The following is a 17,674-nucleotide window of genomic DNA, read 5'->3' as shown; positions in this document are numbered from 1 at the left end:
GCACCGCGGTCAGGAGAGCTGGTTGGCCTCGACCCAGGCGAGGTATTCGGGGCTGACGCTGCCGGTGACGTAGTCACCCGTGAAGCAGCTCATCTCGAGGTCGGTCACGTCGGAGCCGAGCGTGATGGCCTTGCGCATGTCTTCCACCTCTTGATAGATGAGGTGGTCGGCGCCGATGGCCTGCGCGATCTCGGGGATCTTGCGGTCGTGCGCCACGAGCTCGTGCCGCGACGGCATGTTGATGCCGTAGACGTGCGGGTAGCGCACGGGAGGCGCGGCCGAGGCGAAGGTGACCTTGTTGGCGCCGGCCTGGCGTGCCATGTCGACGATCTCTTTCGACGTGGTGCCGCGCACGATCGAGTCGTCGACGATCAGGATGTTCTTGCCCTTGAACTCGCTCGACATGGCGTTGAGCTTCTGCCGCACCGACTTCTTGCGCGCGGCCTGCCCGGGCATGATGAACGTGCGGCCGACGTAGCGGTTCTTGTAGAACCCCTCGCGATATTCGACGCCGAGCTTCTGCGCCACCTGCATGGCCGCGGGCCGCGACGAGTCGGGAATCGGCATGACCACGTCGATGTCGCCCATCGGCGTGTAGCGCGCCACCGTGTCGGCGAGGTAGTCGCCGAGTCGCAGCCGCGCCTCGTAGACCGAGATGCCCGACATCACCGAGTCGGGCCGGGCGAGGTAGACGTATTCGAACGAGCACGGCACGAGCACCGAGTTCGGCGCGCACTGCTTCGTGATGAGTTCGCCGGCGAGCGTGATGAACACGGCCTCACCCGGCGCGACATCCCGCAGCACCGTGTAGCCGAGGCTCTCCATGACGAGCGACTCGGATGCCACGACGTATTCCATCTGGCCCGAGTCGAGCAGCCGGCTGCCGAGCGTGAGCGGCCGGATGCCGAACGGGTCGCGGAACGCGAGCAGCCCGTGCCCGGCGATCATCGCGATGGTGGCGTAGGAGCCCTCCACCCGCTCGTGCACACGCTCGACGGCGGTGAAGATCTGGTCGGGGTCGAGCGAGAGGCCGGTGATCTGCGACTGCAGTTCGTTGGCGAAGACGTTGAGCAGCACCTCGGTGTCGGAGTTCGTGTTGAGGTGCCGGCGGTCGATGCTGTAGAGCTCGTCGGTGAGCTCGCGCGTGTTCGTGAGGTTGCCGTTGTGCACGAGGATGATGCCGTAGGGCGCGTTCACGTAGAACGGCTGGGCCTCCTGCTCAGCCGAGGCGGTGCCCTGGGTGGCGTAGCGCACGTGCCCGAGCCCCATGGTGCCGAGCAGCGAGCGCATGTCACGGGTGCGGAACGCCTCGCGCACCTGGCCCTTGGCCTTCACGATGTGGAAGATGCTGCCCTCGGCGGTGGCGATGCCCGTCGAATCCTGCCCCCGGTGCTGCAACAGGAGGAGGGAGTCGTAGACGAGTTGGTTGACGGGGTCTGACGAGACGATTCCCACGATTCCGCACATTGCGCCAATTCTACCGTGCCGAGGAGGTGCCCGGTCGAGAGTTCGGTGAGCGCGAACCCGACCCTGTTGGCGTTAAAGATCACATGTATGATCAGCCGCGTGCGCACCCTCGTCGACTCCCACGCCCACGTCTGGAATCGCGCCCGCACACCGATCGACTGGATCGACGAATCACTGCCCGAGATCGACCGCGACTTCTCGGTCGCCGAGCTCGACGACGTGGCTGGTGCTGCGGCGGGCGGCTCGGCGGGCGTGCGGATGGGCGCCGCCGTGCTCGTGCAGGCGCTCAACGACGCGGGCGAGACGCGCGACCTGCTCGCGACGGCTCGGGGACCGGTGGTGGGCTGGGTCGACCTCGCCGCCCACGACGTGAGCGAGCGATTGGATGCCACGCGCGAGCTGCCGGGGGGCGCGCGCCTCGCCGGCATCCGTCATCTGGCGCACGTCGACGCCGACCCCGAGTGGCTGCTGCGCCCCGAGGTCGGCCGGGGGCTCGAGGCCCTCGCCGAGCGCGGGCTCGTGTTCGACCTCGTGGTGCGCGCCTGGCAGCTCCCGCAGGCGGCGCGGCTCGCCGATGCGCACCCCGACCTGCTCTTCGTGCTCGATCACCTCGGCCAGCCGCCCGCCGGCACGACGGATGCGCCGCTCGACACAGACGGCAACGGCGGCGGCGGTAGCGCCGGTGGCGACGGCGCGCCCGGCTTCGAGCGGTGGGCGGCCGACCTGCGAGCGCTCGCCCGACGCCCGAACGTGCGGGCGAAGGTCTCGGGCGTCGCCGTGCGGGGCGCGGCGGCGAGTGCCGCGCGCCTCGAGCGCGTGGGAGCGGTGGGGCTCGAGGCGTTCGGGCCCCACCGGCTCATGTTCGGGTCGGACTGGCCCCTCGTGCGCCTCGCCGACGGCTACGGCGCCTGGCTCGAGCAGTACCTCGCGTGGTCGTCCGTGCTCTCGCACGATGAACGCCGCTCGATCGACGAGCTCGCCGCCACCGAGGCCTACGGTCTCGGGCGAGTCGCCGCCGCGCCCGACAGACCCGCCGCGCCCGACAGCGCCCCCGCACTCGACAGCGCCGCCGCACCCGAGGCCGCCCCCGCACCCACCGCACCCCACCCGCCCCGACCCCAAGGAGCCGCCGGATGACCCGACCCCTCCCCGTGCGCGCCCTCGCCGGCACGCCGATCACGGTCACCGAGCTCGGGTTCGGCGCCGCGAGTCTCGGCAACCTCTACCGCGAGACCTCCGATGCCGAGGCCCGAGCGGCCGTCGACCGGGCGTGGGAGCGCGGCATCCGCCTTTTCGACACCGCGCCGCACTACGGGCTCGGGCTCTCCGAGAGGCGTCTGGGCGAGGCGCTCGCGGCTCATCCCCGCGACGACTACGTGCTCTCGACCAAGGTGGGGTGCCTGCTCGTGCCCAACGAGCATCCGACCGGCCGCGACGCCGATTTCGTGGTTCCGGATGCGCTCCGTCGCCAGTGGGACTTCTCGCGCGACGGCATCCTGCGCTCCCTCGATCAGAGCCTCGCGCGTCTGGGCACCGACCGCATCGACATCGTCTACGCCCACGACCCCGACCAGTTCGGCGAGCGGGCGGCCTGGGATGCCGCGGAGACCCTCACCGAACTGCGCGACCAGGGCGTGATCGGCGCCCGCGGTGTCGGCACCAATGACGCAAGCCAGCTGGCCGAGCTCTTCGCCGCCGATGCCATCGACGTGGCCATGCTCGCGGGCCGCTACACGTTGCTCGAGCAGGAGTCGGCGCTCGCGGCTCTCGAGGCGGCGGTCGCCCATGCCAAGTCGGTGGTGGCGGTGGCGGTGTTCAACTCGGGGCTGCTGGCCACCGATCGGCCGGCGCCCGATGCCCGCTACGACTACGGCCCGGTGCCCGACGAGCTGCGCGCGCGGGCGATCGCGCTCGCCGAACGGTGCGAGGCGTTCGGGGTCACCCTGCCGCAGGCGGCCATCGCCTTTCCGCTCACCCACCCGGCGGTGGTGAACGTGACCCTCGGTATGCGGACGGCAGCGCAGGTCGACCGCAACGCCGACCTCTACGAGAGGCGCGTGCCGCCCGAGGTCTGGGCTGCGGTCACCGACCTCTAGCGGCCGACATCCGGACTCCACACCTCACGCGATTGGGAGGGGCGCGAGACGAAGAACGTATGATGTATGCTCTTTAGCAGCCGCACCGCCGCGGTGCAGAGCGCCCCGCGCCGACGGAATCAGGGACAGCATGAAGATCACCGGCTTCACGAGCCTCAGCACCGTGCACGACTGGGGCCGCCCGGTCGGCGACGTCAACGGCGTGATCACCGGGGGAGTCACCGAGGTGGGTGTGCTGCTGCTGCACACCGACGCGGGGCTCACCGGAGTCGGGCTCGGCGCTCACGGCGACATCGGCCGGGTCTTTCCTGCGATCGAGGGCGAAGACCCGCGGGCCGTCATCGCGCTCTACGACCGCATGCTCGCCCACGTGTTCAAGACCGGCCACGCCGGCGCGACGTTCGGCACCATCGGAGCCGTCGACATGGCGCTCTGGGACCTCAAGGCCAAGATGGCCGACGAGCCGCTCTGGCGCACCCTCGGCGCCCGCGACAGATTTGTGCCGGCCTACGCGTCGGGCCTCGACATCGCGCTCGGCGACGAAGAACTGCTCGCTCTCTACGAGCGCTACGCCGACCACGGGTTCACGAGCGCGAAGCTCAAGGGCGGGCTGGATGCCGAGACCGACATCGCGCGGCTCAAGGGCGTGAGCGACGTGCTGCGCCGCAACACTCCTCGACCGGCGCTGATGCTCGACGCGAACGAGGCGTGGAACCGCAAACAGGCCGTGCGCTACGTCTCCGAGGTCGAGGCGCAGGTGCCGCTCACCTGGATCGAGGAGCCCGTCAGGCGATGGGATGCCGAGGGCCACGCCGTGGTGGGCCGCTCGGTGAAGGCCTCGATCGCCACGGGTGAGAACCTGGTGGGGCTCGAGCAGTACGGCCCGTTGCTCGCGGCCAACGCCGTCGACGTCGTTCAGGCCGGCATGATCTGGGGCATCACCCACTTCCTGCGGGTGTCGGCCGTCGCCCACGCCCGCGACCTGCCGGTGAGCCCCGTCGGCTACAACGGCAACCCGGTCGCCCACGCCGCCGCGGCCGTGCCGAACCACCTCACCACCGAGGTGCAGGATCTCGCCTTCCCCGTGGGCCTCGCCGTCGACCAGACCATCGCCGACGGCGGCATCGTGCTCGGCGACTCGCCCGGGCTCGGCATCACCGTCGATCTCGACGCCATCGCCGCTCTCGACGAGACCCCGGGTTGGCGCCTGCCCGCCGGGCCGCACGTGCGCCCGGAGCGCGCAGGGCTGCGCCTCGTTCCCGGGCAGTGAGCATCCGTCTTCTCCGTTCCCCGAGCAGAAAGCACTCCGCATGAAGTTGCAACGCCGTGGCCCCCTCGGCCACGAGACCCCCGCCGTTCTGGTCGACGGGGTCGCCTACGACCTCTCGCCCGTCACCGCCGACATCGACGGCGCCTTCTTGGCCGGTGACGGTGTCGCCCGGGCCGAGGCCGCGCTCGAGGCCGGCGAACTGACCCCCCTCGCCGATCAGCAGGCGCGGCTCGGCGCGCCGCTCGCGCAGCCGACCAAGATCGTCTGCATCGGCCTGAACTACCGCGACCACGCCGATGAGACCGGCGCCGCCTACCCACCCGAACCCGTGGTTTTCATGAAGGACCCGTCGACCCTCGGTGGCGCGACCGACCAGGTGCCGATTCCGCGCGCGTCGGTCAAGACCGACTGGGAGGTCGAGCTGGGCATCGTGATCGGGCGCACCGCGCGCTACCTCGACTCGGTCGACGAGGCTGCCGGGCACATCGCCGGCTACGTGCTCTCGCACGACGTGTCGGAGCGCGAGTTCCAGCTCGAGCGCGGCGGCCAGTGGGACAAGGGCAAGAGCTGCGAGGGCTTCAACCCGCTCGGCCCGTGGTTCGCCACCGCCGACGAGTTCGACGACCCGCAGGCACTCGGCCTGCGCCTCTGGGTGAACGGTGAGCTGCGGCAGAACGGCTCCACCGCCAACCAGATCTTCGGTCTGCAGCACGTGGTGTGGTACCTCAGCCAGTTCATGGTGCTGCGCCCCGGCGACATCATCAACACCGGCACCCCGGCGGGTGTCGCCATGGGCATGCCCGACCAGCCCTACCTGCGGGTGGGCGACGTGGTCGAACTCGAGATCGACGGCCTCGGCCGCGCACGGCAGGAGTTCGTGAGCCATGACTGACCCCAGCGGCACCGACACCGGCAGCGACATCCGCACCGCCGCCACCAGCACCGCCGCCATCAGCACCACGGATGCCGGCACCACCGCCCCCGGCGAACTCGCCGGCCTGACCGCGATCGTCACCGGCGGCGCCTCGGGAATCGGGCTCGCCACATCCCGCCTGCTCGCCGCCCGCGGTGCCCGCGTGGCGGTGCTCGACCTCAACGCCGACGGGCTTCCCGAGGGGCTGACCGGCTTCACGACCGACGTCACCTCGCGAGAATCGGTCGACGCCGCCGTCGCCGCCGTGGCCGAATGGGCCGGTGGCATCGACATCGTCATCAACAACGCCGGCGTCAGCGCCATCGGCACGGTCGAGGCCAACGGCGACGACGACTGGCGCCGGGTGCTCGACATCAACGTCATCGGCGTGGCCCGCGTCTCGGCCGCGGCGCTTCCGTGGCTGCGGCGCTCGGCGCACGCCGCGATCGTGAACACCTGCTCGGTGGCGGCGAGCAACGGCATCCCCGACCGGGCGCTCTACAGCGCCTCGAAGGGCGCCGTGCTCGCGCTCACCTACGGCATGGCGGTCGACCACGTTCGCGACGGCGTGCGCGTGAACTGCGTGCGGCCCGGCACCGTCGACACCCCGTTCGTGTCGAACTACCTCAAGCGCTACGACGACCCCGCCGCCGAGCGCGCGGCCCTGGACGCCCGGCAGCCGACAGGACGCATGGTCACGCCCGAGGAGGTCGCGCACGCGATCGCCTACCTGGCGAGCCCGTTCGCCTCGTCGACCACCGGCACCGCGCTCGACGTCGACGGCGGACTGACGACCCTGCGCATCCGCCCGCTCGCGACCTGACGGGGCGGCCGCAGCGTCGGCCGAAGCAGCGACTCCTAGTCGCGGCCGCGGCTCCCAGCCTGGAACTACCGCGGCAGCCGGCGCCGCTCCCACGACCGCGCGATGTGCTCGCGCATCGCCTCGGCGGCGTCGTCGGCATCGCCCGCGGCGACGGCGTCGAGCACGCGCTGGTGCTCCACGAGCGTGAGCGCGAAGCCCTCCGGGCCGGGATCGCCGTGGAAGCGCGCGTACTCGCTGGCGCGCTGCACCAGGGTGTGGGCGATCGACTCCGCCAGCCGGCTGCCGGAGGTCTTCATGACCACGTCGTGAAAACGGCGGTCGAGCTGCTGGAACGCGTCGAGGTCGCCGAGCGCCTCCCGCTGCACCTGCAGCGCCGCCGTCAGGTGCTCCACATCGTTCTCGGTGCGTCGCCGGGCCGCCTCGGCCGCCATCGACGACTCCAGGTCGCCGCGCACCTGGGCCAGCTCGTCGAGGATGCCGAGGGTCTCGTCGTTCTCGATCATGGTCGAGATCACCACCCGGTCGAGCAGGTTCCATTCCGAGGGAGCCGTCACGACGGTGCCGCGACCCTGCGACACCGTCACCAGGCCCTTCTCCTCCAGTCGCTTCACCGACTCGCGCACGACCGTGCGGCTGACTCCGAACGAGCTCACGAGGTCGCCCTCGGGGGGCAGCGGCTCGCCCGGCTTCACCGCGCCGGTCACGATCGCGGCGACGAGATCGTGCACCACGGCGACGCCCAGTCGTGCCGCCGGAGCCCGTCTCTCGCCACTGCCCAGGATGCCCGAAGTCGCGGGGGTGCTCGCCACAGTCATGTCGCACAGTGTAGACGGCGTACGTATGATGACTCCGCTCGGCGCGGAGAACTGCGAAGATGGAGCCGTGGCAGCGCTAACTATTGCTCATACGTAAGATGTATGATCTGATAGAGCCACCGCCGCACAGCGGCAGATCGTCAACGACGCCGACACGAAGGATCCGCTCATGGCAGCACAGCACCGCCGCCCACTCACCCGACTTCTCGCCACCGCCACGGCGGTCGTGGGCATCGCCGCACTCGCCGGATGCTCCGGCGGCGGCAGCGAGGTGAACAGCGACTACGGCTTCGCCTCGGCCGAGCAGACGGCCGACAGCACCATCACCGTCTGGGTCGACGCCGCTCGCGAGCCCGTCGCGAAGGCCTTCGAAGAGGCCAACCCCGACGTGCCGATCAGCATCGAGACCTACGACGGCAACGCAGGCGGATCGGGCTCGTTCCAGACCAAGGTCGCCCTGTTCGACCAGTCGGGCGAGGGATGGCCGGATGTCGTCTTCTCGACGCAGACGAACGACGCGTCGTGGGCGGCCAAAGAGACCAACGGCGTGCAGGCCTTCGCGGCCCCGCTCAACAAGGGCTACCTCTCCGACGACTTCCTCTCAGGATTCACCGACGGCGCGAACGACCCGATGACGGTCGACGGCACGGTCTACGGCCTGCGCAACGACCTCGCCCCGGTGGTGCTCTGGTACAACCAGAAGCTGCTCGACGAGTTCGGTTACGCCATCCCCACCACGTGGGAGGAATACCAGGCCCTCGGCGACAAGCTCGCGGCCGAGCACCCCGGCTACATCCTCGGCTCGATCGGCGACTCCTTCGTCGGCACCTACGTCTACTACTGGGGCGCGCAGGCACCGATCTTCCAGCTCGACGGCGACACCTTCTCGTCCGACTTCGACGACGACCACTCGGTGGCCATGACCGACATGCTCGACAGCATGGTGGCCAACGGCACGCTCGTGCAGGACAGCGTCTTCAGCGCTCCCTTCGTCGAGAACTACTCCGACAAGATCGTCGCCATGCCGGGCCCGGCGTGGTACGCAGGCGCCCTGTTCCAGAACCCCGACAGCCTCAACTCCACGGCGGGCGAGATCGGCGCCGCCGACCCGCTCTACTGGGAGGGTGAAGACAAGGTCACCGGCAACGTCGGCGGTGGTGTCTGGTATGCCTCGAGCCACTCCAAGAACCTCGCGGCGGCCAAGACGTTCCTCGAGTTCGTGACCTCGTCCGACGAAGCGGCGGCGCTGGCCTCCGGCCTGCCGGCCTACGACTCGGCCGCCTCCACCTGGCTCGACACGCAGGCCGAGAGCAACTTCTTCACCGGCGACTTCAAGTCGGCCGTGCAGACCGCCGCCGGTAGCGTGTGGGGCGGCTGGGGCTTCCCGAGCTTCAGCCCGGAGACGGCCTATGCCGCCGTGGTGGTGCCGGCCCTGGCCGACGGAAAGACCATCGCCGACGTCGTGCCCGAGTGGCACGACCAGATTCTGAACGAAGCCCAGGTTCAGGGCTACACCGTCAAGTAGACAGGCGAGCATCATCACCACCACCGCTCAGATCACGGCTCCCGCCGTCGGCCCCCTCGATGAGGAGGGCCGGCGGCGCAGCCGCCGTCGTCGCAAGCCCGACCGCAGCCAGACCCGCATCGGCTACATCTTCTCGAGCGGCTACGCCGTTCTGCTGATCGTCTTCGGCATCGTGCCGGCGATCTACGCGGTGTTCCTCGCCTTCACCAAGAATGGCGCGTTCGTCGGAGTCGACAACTTCGTCAAGGTCTTCGGCGACTACCGCTTCTGGCCCGCCGTGCAGCACGTGGCGCTGTTCGTGGTGATCTGGCTCATCTCGCTGACCATCCTCGTGGTGCTGCTGGCACTGCTCGTGCACGCCGTGCGGGTGCGCTGGCTCTCGTCGGCCTCGCGATTCCTCTTCTACATCCCCGGCGCGCTGGCGGGAGCGTCGAGCGTCATGCTCTGGCTGTTCCTGCTCGACCCCGCCGTGAGCCCGGTAGCCGGCATCCTGCGCCTGTTCGGCTTCGAGACCTTCGTGCAGACCGTGTCGATCGGCAACCTGCCCGTCATCTTCACCCTGATCGCCTTCTGGGCGGGGGCCGGCGGCTGGATCATCATCATGTACGGCGCGCTGAACAACATCCCGGTCGAGGTGATGGAGGCGGCGCGCATCGACGGCGCCGGCCCCGTGAAGACGGCCTGGCACATCCAGATCCCGCTGATGCGCAAATGGATCTCGTACATGGCCGTCATGTCGCTCGCCGCCGGCACCCAGCTGTTCGTCGAACCGCGCGTGCTCTCGCAGGCGTCGAAGGGCGTCGTGCCACCCGACTACTCGCTCAACCAATTGGCCTATCTCTTCGCCTTCCGCCAGAACGACTTCAACGGCTCGGCTGCGATCTCGCTGCTGCTGCTCGTGGTCGCCGCCGGGCTCTCGGCACTGTTCGTCTTCCGAGGAGGCCTCTTTGAGCGCGACTGAGCGACTCGCACCGTCGCCCGCCCCCGCCCGCTGGATCGGGCGGGTGCTCGGCTGGAGCGTCATCGGCGTCTTCGTGCTGTTCTTCGTCATCCCGATCGTCTGGCTCGTGCTGGCCCCCACCAAGACGGCCCGTCAGCTGCTGCTCGACGGCCCCTTCACCTTCGGCGCCTTCGACACGCTCGCGTCGAACTGGTCGGAGCTGATGGCGTTCCAAGACGGCATCGTCTGGGTGTGGCTCGGCAACGCGACCCTCTACACGGGCGTCGCGCTCGTCATCACCCTCGTGGTGAGCATCCCGGCCGGCTACGCGCTGGCCATGGTGGAGTTCCGGTTCCGGCGGGCGCTGCTCGTCACGACCCTGATCGTCATGCTCATTCCCAACACGGCGCTCGTGCTGCCGATCTTCCTCGAGCTGAGCTCGGTGCGGCTGGTGGGAACGCCGCTGTCGGTCATCCTGCCGTTCTCGTTCTTCCCGTTCGGGGTCTACCTGACCTACATCTACTTCTCGACCGCGGTCTCGCGTGATCTGCTGAACGCGGCCCGCATCGACGGGGCCGGGGAGTTCCGCGTGTTCGCGCAGGTGGCCATGCCGCTCGCCACCCCCGTGGTGGCACTCGTCGGGTTCTTCAGCCTGGTCGGCAACTGGAACAACTACTTCCTGCCGTTCGTGATGGTGCCGGGGCGCAAGTCGCCCATCCAGGTGGGGCTCGCCGAACTGCTGTCGAACGTTCCGCTGTTCAACCCCACCACCGCGGGCTCGGTGACCATCTCGCTGCCCGTGCTCGCGCTCGCGACCATCCTCTCGGTGGCGCCGGTGCTCGTGATCTTCCTGTTCTCGCAGCGGTTCCTGGTGAGCGGGCTGACCGCGGGCGGCACCAAGGAGTAACCGCCGGCGTCGCCAAGCGAACGCCAAGAATCCGCAAGAACCCCCAAGAACGCGCCAACCGGCGTGCGGGATCGTCTATCTGCGCCACTTCGGCCCTTCGGGTCGGGCGCCACCGGCCATTGCCAGACGATCCTCACGCCCGTTTCCGTTCAAGGAGTTCTCACCACCATGTCCACCCGGTCTGCGGCCCTCGCCGCTCCCGTTCTCCTGCTCGGAGCAGCCTTCGCGCTCTCCGGCTGTTCCTTCTCCCTCCCCGGCATCTCGCCGGCCGGAGGCGACACCTCGGCCGCCGTCGACTTCGACGGCGTGCAGTCGGCCACCGTGCAGATCGAGTCGGTCGGCACCTTCGTCTCGCCCGAGGAGGGCGGCTACGAAGCCGCCGGCCGCGGCTCGGGATTCGTCATCTCGCCCGACGGTCTCGTGGTCACCAACAACCACGTCGTCGCCGGCGCCGGCACGCTCAAGGTGTGGCTCGGCGGCGACACCTCGACCACCTTGAACGCCAAAGTGCTCGGCTCGTCGGAGTGCATGGATCTCGCCGTCATCCAGTTGCAGCAGGGCGACTACCCCTACTTCGACTGGCGCGAGGGTGAGATCGAGACGGCGACCGATGTCTACGCCGCCGGCTACCCGCTCGGCGACCCCACCTTCACCGAGACCCGCGGCATCGTGTCGAAGGCGTCGACCGCCGGTGAGACCCCGTGGGCCTCGATCGACAGCGTCATCGAGCACGACGCGCGCATCCGGCCCGGCAACTCGGGCGGGCCGCTCGTCGACACCAGCGGACACGTCGTCGGCGTCAACTACGCCGGCAACGACCTCTACGACACCAACCTGGCCATCCACCGCGACCAGGTGCTCGCCGTGCTCGACGACCTCCAGCAGGGGGTCGACCACGACAGCATCGGCGTCAACGCCGAGGCCATCACCGACGACGAGGGCAACGGCCTCGGCGTCTGGGCCTCATCGGTGGTCGCGGGATCGGCTGCCGATCAGGCCGGCATCCAGCCCGGCGACCTCATCACCCGCATGGCGGGGGTGACGCTCGCGACCGACGGCACCATGGCCGACTACTGCGACGTGCTGCGCACCCAGGGCAGCGACGCCGCCATCGACGTCGAGGTCTTCCGCCCGAGCGAGGGCGTCTACTACGACGGTCAGGTGAACGGCACACCGCTCGCCGCCGTGCAGCAGATCGCCCAGGGCGGCTCCACCGCCGACGGCGACTACACCACGATCACCGACGACAACGGCATCATCCAGGTGGAGGTGCCGAGCACGTGGTCGGATGTCGACGGCGCACCGTTCACCGACGAGACCGGCGCCGCGTGGGCGGGCATCATCGCGAGCCCCGACGTCGCCTCGTTCACCTCGAGCTGGGACACCCCCGGCGTCTCGATCGCCGCCTCGCACGACGCCGTGCCCACGAGCACCGTCGACGGGCTGCTGCAGCCGTCGATCGACTTCCTCAACACCCAGGGCTGCACGGCCCAGGGCGTCGAGGAGTATGCCGACGGCTACCACACCGGCCGCTACGAGATCTTCGACAACTGCGGCGGCGTCGGCGCGAAATACGTCACCCTCGCCGCGGTGGCCGACGACGGCTCCTACGTCATCACGGTGAACGTGCAGGCGAACACCGACGACGACCTCGCGGCCATCGACCGCATCGTCGGCAGCTTCATCGCCGAGTTCTGATGCGCCTCCACCGATCCCACCGACCACAACCACCACACCCACTCACCACCCCACCTCAAGGAGAAGAAGACACCATGACCACCATCCCCGTGCTCACCGAGGGCACCTTCGATGAGCTCGCCGCGAGCCTCAGCGGTGCGCTGCACCTGCCCGGCACGGCCGACTACGAGCGGCTCGCCACCCCCTGGAACGTGGCCGTGCCGGCCCGCGCCGCCGCGGTCGTCGAGGCGGCCGACGCCGCCGACGTGGCGACCGCTGTGCGGTTCGCCAATCGTGCGGGCATCGTGGTGGCGGTGCGCGCAACCGGCCACGGCGCCTCGAGCGATCTCGACGGCCAGCTGCTCGTGCACACCGGCCGCCTCGACGAGCTCGTCGTGCACGAGGAGGGCTGGGCGCGCATCGGGTCGGGCGTCAAATGGGGCCCGGTGCTCGAGGCGGCCGCGCCGTTCGGGCTCGCCCCGCTGGTGGGTTCGGCTCCGGATGTCGGCGCCGTCGGCTACCTCACGGGCGGCGGACTCGGCCCGGTGGCCCGCACCTACGGCATCGCCTCCGACACGGTGCGCGCGTTCGACGTGGTCACCGGCGACGGCGAACTGCGCCGCGCGACGCCCGACGAGAACCCCTCGCTGTTCTGGGCCCTCCGCGGCGGAAAAGGCGCGCTCGGCATCGTGACCGCCGTCGAGATCGATCTCGTGCGTCAGCCCACCGTCTATGGCGGAGCGCTGTTCTTCTCGGCTGCCGACACCGACGACGTGGTGCGGGCCTGGGCCGAGTGGAGCCCCGGCCTCGACCGTCAGGGCACCACCTCGCTGGCCATCAACCGGCTGCCGGAGCTGCCGTTCCTGCCGGAGCCCATCGCCGGCAAGCAGACGGTCTCGGTGCGGTTCGCCTGGACCGGCGACCCGGCCGAGGGCGAACGGGCCTTCGCCGCGATGGCGTCGGCGGCCGCGCCGGTGTTCGGCGGCATCGGCGTGATGCCCTACGCGGCGATCGGCATGATCCACTCCGACCCGGTCGACCCGCTGCCGAGCCACGAGGAATTCAGCCTGCTGCGCGGCTTGCCCGCCGACGCCGTCGAGGCGCTTCTCGACGTGGCCGGCGCCGGCGCGGCGAGTCTGCAGCTGGTGACCGAACTGCGCCTGCTGGGCGGCGCCCTCGATGAGCCCTCGGCGCAGCCGAGCGCTTTCGGAGAGATCGACGCGGCTTACACGTTGCTCACGGTGGGCATCGCGGCGGGCCCCGCCGTCGACCTCTCGGTAACGGATGGCCGCGGCATCCACGAGGCCCTGGCTCCGTGGGCCACCGGTCGTCAGCTGCCGAACTTCGCCCCGGCCGACGATGCCGAGCACATCCGGCGCATCTACGACGAGTCCACGCTCGCGCGGCTCGCCAGCCTCATCGCGGCGTTCGACCCCCGTGGCGTGATCGCGGTCGGCCGCCCGCTGCGCGCGGCGGTCGCCGCCGCGACGGCGTAGCGCCCGCTGGGTCACTTTGCTGCGGGCATCGGGCCGATTCGGGAGGAGGTGACGCGAGCCGGGCGCCATAGAGGCCCGCTTCGCGTCACCTCCTCCCGAGATTCCGTTCGGCGGCTTCGTCGGCGCGATCGGCGGCCTCGCGGGCCTGCCGGGCCACGCCGTGCATGCCGAGGCGAGTGGCATCGTGGGCGATCTCGTCGTAGACGGAGGCCGCCGCCTGGTCGAGCTCGGCCTCGAGCAGGCGGCACCGCAGCAGGGCGCACCGGCCGCCGTTCGACTCCGCCAGGGCGCGGGCCGCGGCCACGCGCCGCCGGGCGTCGTCTCGGCGCCCGAGCAGGGCGTCGAGTCGTGCGAGGGCGAGACTCACGGGCCCGGCGCCACCGATCTGGCCGAAGATGGCGATGAAGCCCTCGAAGGGTTCGAGCCGGGCGGCGAGCGCCTCGGCATGACGGGGGCGCCTGGCATCCGCCATCTGATGGGCCAGGAAGGCCATCTCGCCGAGGGTCGTCCAGAACTCGCCGGTGGGGCGGGCGAGCACCTCGCCGAGCAGGCGGTCGGCCTCGTCGGGATCGTCGGCGAAGGTCAGCGCGGCGACGGCCCAGGGCAGCGCGGCGGCGTTGTCTTCGGGCATGGCGTTCACCTCGTCGAGCCGGCCCTGCTCCCAGCGCAGCAGCAGCATCGCGATGTCGTAGACGCCCGAGGTGTACATCTCGGTCTGGATCTGCAGCTGGATCGCCAGATCGTAGAGTGCCTCGGCCCGGTCGAGGTCGCCCGACCAGAGGGCGAGCTCGCCTTCCGACCAGCGCATCTGCATGCGGGTGACCGGCAGCCGCAACGCGTCGCTGCCCGTGGTGCCGTCGCGGATGAGCTGTTCCACCCGGTCGCGGTCGCCGACCATCGCGTAGCAGAGGTGCAGCAGAGCGGTGCCGATCACCTCGTCGATGCGTCCGGTGGTGTGCGGAAGGGCGCGCGGCCGGCCGACGAGCTCGAGCTGCTCGGTGCGGTGACTCGGCACCGCCGTGAAGGCCAGCGCGCGACCGAGCAGCGCGTCGGCCAGTGCATCCGGGTCGCCGAGCCGCTCGGCGATCTCGATCGCCCGGCGGCTCAAACGGTCGGGAACCTCGGCGTCGATCTCGTAGTAGCTGCCGACCGCGAGGGCGGCGAGCACCCTCACGTGCGCGGCCGCGTCGGTCGCCACGAGCGGTTCGATGCCGGCGAGGCGGGCGAGGAGTCGCTCGGGGTGGTCGCTGTAGATCCAGGGCCACGAGCCCGCCGTGCGCAACAGTGTCGACGCGAGGCGCCCCGCCGAGTTGGTGCGCCCCTCGCGCATGGCGTCGAGCAGGGCCTCGTCGACCACATCGAGCACCGTCTGCCGCCGGCCGGCGCGGGCGAGGGCGGCGACGCGGGCCACGAGCAGGTCGTCGCGCACCGATTCCGAGCGGTCGGCGGTCGGAAGCCACTCCCACGCCTGGAGGGCCCGGCCCCACCAGTCGGCGGCGGCCTCGGAGTTCCAGCGCTCTTCGGCGTCGAGCGCGGCGTCGCGGCAGCCGTCGAGCACGTCGGCCGCGGCGACGAACGGATGCGCCGCCACGAGGTTCACGGCCCGCCGGGCCACCCAGTCGTCGCCGCTCTGCCGCAGGGCGTCGGCGATGCGGGCGTGCAACCGCTGCCGCCGGGGAGCGCTCAGGCCGGCCAGCACCTCGTCGCGCAGCAGGCCGTGGGCGAAGATGTAGGTGGCGCTGCCCGGCGCCAGCACGATCAGCTGCTCGTCGGCGGCCTCGTCGAGCAGATCGGCGAGCTCGTCGCGGCTCAGGCGGGTGACGGTGCAGAGCAGGTCGATGTCGAGCGGGTCTCCGGCCACGGCCGCCGTGCGCAGCACCTGCAGCACGTCGGCGTCGACGGCGGCGAGCCGCCGCCCGAGCACCGAGCTCACGGCCACGGGCACACCGGCCGTCGCCCGCTCCTCGCGCGGCACGCGGGCGTATTCGGCCACGAGGAACGGGTTGCCGCCCGTCTGACCCGAGAGCTCGAGTGCCTCGGCCGCGCCCACCTCGTCGCCGCTGACGCGACCGGCGAGCGTGGCGATCTCGCCCACGGCGAGCGGGGGCACCGTGAGCTGGCGGGCTCCCTGGTGGCGGGCCAGGGTGGCGAGCAGTTTGTCGAGCTCAGGGGAGTCGACCCCGCTGCGCACCGTGGTGACGAAGGCGAGCGGGATGTCGTGCACCGACGAGGCGACATGGGTGAGCCAGCGGAACGTGCTGCTGTCGGCCCATTGCACGTCGTCGACCAGCACCGCGAGACCGTGTTGCGCCGCCTCGCGCAGCAGCAGGTCGAGCCGTTCGTAGACGGCGAACCGGGCGGCATCGGCATCGACGCCGTGCGGCGGAGTCAGCACGGCGTCGGGATCGGCGCCGAGCGAGCGCACGATGGCGCGCACGGGCCACCAGGGCGGGGTTCCGGCGTCTTCGGGGCAACTGGTGCGCACGACCCGTCGACCGTGCCAGCCGGCGGCGATCGCCTCTTCGGCGAGCCTCGTCTTGCCGATGCCCGCCGGCCCCGTGAGCACCAGCCACCGGGTCGACGCGAGCGTGTCGAGCACCGAACCCATGGCGTGCAGCTCGCCTTCCCGCCCCACGAAGTCCGAGCCCCCGGCGGTGCCCGGGGCGCCGGCCCGGGGGCCCGGATGTTCGGGCGGCGCGGCGGCGGGGGTGCTGCTGCCGTGTGCGCCGGTGCTCCTGGGGGCAGTGTCCGTTGGCGGGTTCGCCCCGCCGGGACCATCCGCGGGCCCTCCCGCCTCGCCGAGAGGGTCGGCGCCTCGCGGGTCGTCGCCGTGCCCCGGGTCGTCGGGGTGCCCGGCGCTCGCACGGCCCGGGGCAGCGGCCGCGGCATCCGGAGCGTCGGCCGGCGCCGGCGACGGCGATGGCTGCGACTCGCGGCGTGGCCAGCGGTCGAGCCAGCTCTCCTGGCGCAGCAGCGCCGTGTGCAGCTCGCGCACCGCGGCGGCGGGTTCGAGCCCGAGCTCGTCGTCGAGGGCCTCGGCGTGCGTGCGGTAGAGCTCGAGCGCGTCGAGCGAGCGGCCCACGCGATAGAGGCTGAGCATGCGCAACCACACTCCGCGCTCGCGCAGGGCATCGGCGCGCACCACCTCGTCGGCCACGGCGAGGGCGGCGGTCGGCTGTCCGAGGGCGAGCAGGCCCGCCACGAGGTGCTCGCGGCACTCGAGCCGCAGCGGTTCGAGCCGGTCACGTTCCGCGCGCGCCCAGTCGTCGTCGGCGAAGTCGGCGAGCACCGGTCCGCGCCAGAGCGACAGGGCCGATCGCGCCGCCTGGACCACCTCGTGCCAGGCGCCGGCCGCCGTGGCGTCCCGCACGGTCGAGACGAGCCCGAGAAACACGTCGCGGTCGACATCGGCGGCGGGAACGTCGAGCAGGTAGCCCGGCGCCCGGCGCACGAGCGGCGACGCCGCGGTCGACTCGTCGCGCAGCACCCGCCGCAGATTCGACACGTAGGCCTGCAGACTGGCCGCCACGCTCGTCGGCGGTTCATCGCCCCAGACCGCGTCGACGATCGCGTCGACCGACACCACCGCGCCGCGCTCGACCAGCAGCACCCCCAGCACGGCACGTTGCTTGGGCGCACCGAGTTCGAGCATCGACTCGCCGCTCTCGACTTCGAGCGGCCCCAGCAGGCGGTAGCGCACGACAACATTGTGATGCGCCGGGCGCCTCGAGCCAATCCCCGATCC

General features: G+C 71.0%; 13 protein-coding genes. 10 read left to right on the top strand and 3 right to left on the bottom strand.

Annotated elements, in window-relative coordinates; genetic code table 11:
• Positions 1-9: 9 nt before the first annotated feature.
• The gene (gene purF, locus N1032_RS13285; RefSeq protein ID WP_259539577.1) at positions 10-1,467 is read right to left on the bottom strand and encodes an amidophosphoribosyltransferase; all 1,458 of its coding nucleotides are present in this window, start codon (positions 1,465-1,467) and stop codon (positions 10-12) included.
• A gap of 87 nt (positions 1,468-1,554) precedes the next feature.
• Between purF and N1032_RS13280 the strand changes: the two genes are divergently transcribed.
• The 5 genes from N1032_RS13280 (at position 1,555) to N1032_RS13260 (ending at position 6,569) form a co-directional block, all read left to right on the top strand.
• On the top strand, positions 1,555-2,604 hold the full coding sequence (locus tag N1032_RS13280) for an amidohydrolase family protein (RefSeq protein ID WP_259539576.1): 1,050 nt from the start codon (positions 1,555-1,557) through the stop codon (positions 2,602-2,604).
• Positions 2,601-3,563: an aldo/keto reductase gene (locus tag N1032_RS13275; RefSeq protein WP_259539574.1), complete on the top strand. Its 963-nt coding sequence runs from the start codon at positions 2,601-2,603 to the stop codon at positions 3,561-3,563. The genes N1032_RS13280 and N1032_RS13275 overlap by 4 nt, the downstream gene beginning before the upstream one ends.
• A 130-nt stretch (positions 3,564-3,693) precedes the next feature.
• On the top strand, positions 3,694-4,833 hold the full coding sequence (locus tag N1032_RS13270; protein WP_259539573.1) for a mandelate racemase/muconate lactonizing enzyme family protein: 1,140 nt from the start codon (positions 3,694-3,696) through the stop codon (positions 4,831-4,833).
• A gap of 40 nt (positions 4,834-4,873) precedes the next feature.
• On the top strand, positions 4,874-5,725 hold the full coding sequence (locus N1032_RS13265) for a fumarylacetoacetate hydrolase family protein (protein ID WP_259539572.1): 852 nt from the start codon (positions 4,874-4,876) through the stop codon (positions 5,723-5,725).
• Positions 5,718-6,569: an SDR family NAD(P)-dependent oxidoreductase gene (locus N1032_RS13260; protein WP_259539571.1), complete on the top strand. Its 852-nt coding sequence runs from the start codon at positions 5,718-5,720 to the stop codon at positions 6,567-6,569. Before N1032_RS13265 ends, N1032_RS13260 begins: the two co-directional genes overlap by 8 nt.
• 65 nt (positions 6,570-6,634) lie before the next feature.
• Here N1032_RS13260 and N1032_RS13255 read toward each other — a convergent pair whose 3' ends face one another.
• Positions 6,635-7,384 carry a FadR/GntR family transcriptional regulator gene (locus tag N1032_RS13255; protein WP_259539570.1) on the bottom strand — a complete coding sequence of 250 codons (750 nt, stop codon included), beginning with the start codon at positions 7,382-7,384 and terminating at the stop codon, positions 6,635-6,637.
• A 169-nt stretch (positions 7,385-7,553) separates the two neighbouring features.
• Here N1032_RS13255 and N1032_RS13250 point away from each other — a divergent pair, with 169 nt between their 5' ends.
• The 5 genes from N1032_RS13250 (at position 7,554) to N1032_RS13230 (ending at position 13,929) form a co-directional block, all read left to right on the top strand.
• Positions 7,554-8,909, top strand: coding sequence for an ABC transporter substrate-binding protein (locus tag N1032_RS13250; RefSeq protein WP_259539569.1), 1,356 nt, complete (start codon positions 7,554-7,556; stop codon positions 8,907-8,909).
• Positions 8,910-9,081: 172 nt separating this feature from the next.
• Positions 9,082-9,870, top strand: coding sequence for a carbohydrate ABC transporter permease (locus tag N1032_RS13245; protein WP_259539568.1), 789 nt, complete (start codon positions 9,082-9,084; stop codon positions 9,868-9,870).
• The gene (locus N1032_RS13240) at positions 9,857-10,756 is read left to right on the top strand and encodes a carbohydrate ABC transporter permease (RefSeq protein ID WP_259539566.1); all 900 of its coding nucleotides are present in this window, start codon (positions 9,857-9,859) and stop codon (positions 10,754-10,756) included. The genes N1032_RS13245 and N1032_RS13240 overlap by 14 nt, the downstream gene beginning before the upstream one ends.
• A gap of 168 nt (positions 10,757-10,924) precedes the next feature.
• On the top strand, positions 10,925-12,454 hold the full coding sequence (locus tag N1032_RS13235) for a S1C family serine protease (protein WP_259539565.1): 1,530 nt from the start codon (positions 10,925-10,927) through the stop codon (positions 12,452-12,454).
• Between the two features lie 74 nt (positions 12,455-12,528).
• Positions 12,529-13,929, top strand: a complete 1,401-nt coding sequence (locus tag N1032_RS13230) for an FAD-binding oxidoreductase (protein WP_259539564.1) — start codon at positions 12,529-12,531, stop codon at positions 13,927-13,929.
• Positions 13,930-14,014: 85 nt separating this feature from the next.
• Here N1032_RS13230 and N1032_RS13225 read toward each other — a convergent pair whose 3' ends face one another.
• Complete coding sequence (locus N1032_RS13225; RefSeq protein ID WP_259539563.1) at positions 14,015-17,629, bottom strand: BTAD domain-containing putative transcriptional regulator; 3,615 nt, start codon at positions 17,627-17,629, stop codon at positions 14,015-14,017.
• Positions 17,630-17,674 lie beyond the last annotated feature (45 nt).

The organism is Herbiconiux daphne, from assembly GCF_024979295.1.
GTDB lineage: Bacteria > Actinomycetota > Actinomycetes > Actinomycetales > Microbacteriaceae > Herbiconiux > Herbiconiux daphnes.
Note: the sequence above shows the minus strand (reverse complement) of the source record. Positions and strands in the feature narration are given on the sequence as shown.

Coding starts and splice junctions, on each gene's coding strand:
- purF (WP_259539577.1), bottom strand. CDS start 1,467: ATGTGCGGAATCGTGGGAATCGTCTCGTCAGACCCCGTCAACCAACTC.
- N1032_RS13280 (WP_259539576.1), top strand. CDS start 1,555: ATGATCAGCCGCGTGCGCACCCTCGTCGACTCCCACGCCCACGTCTGG.
- N1032_RS13275 (WP_259539574.1), top strand. CDS start 2,601: ATGACCCGACCCCTCCCCGTGCGCGCCCTCGCCGGCACGCCGATCACG.
- N1032_RS13270 (WP_259539573.1), top strand. CDS start 3,694: ATGAAGATCACCGGCTTCACGAGCCTCAGCACCGTGCACGACTGGGGC.
- N1032_RS13265 (WP_259539572.1), top strand. CDS start 4,874: ATGAAGTTGCAACGCCGTGGCCCCCTCGGCCACGAGACCCCCGCCGTT.
- N1032_RS13260 (WP_259539571.1), top strand. CDS start 5,718: ATGACTGACCCCAGCGGCACCGACACCGGCAGCGACATCCGCACCGCC.
- N1032_RS13255 (WP_259539570.1), bottom strand. CDS start 7,384: ATGACTGTGGCGAGCACCCCCGCGACTTCGGGCATCCTGGGCAGTGGC.
- N1032_RS13250 (WP_259539569.1), top strand. CDS start 7,554: ATGGCAGCACAGCACCGCCGCCCACTCACCCGACTTCTCGCCACCGCC.
- N1032_RS13235 (WP_259539565.1), top strand. CDS start 10,925: ATGTCCACCCGGTCTGCGGCCCTCGCCGCTCCCGTTCTCCTGCTCGGA.
- N1032_RS13230 (WP_259539564.1), top strand. CDS start 12,529: ATGACCACCATCCCCGTGCTCACCGAGGGCACCTTCGATGAGCTCGCC.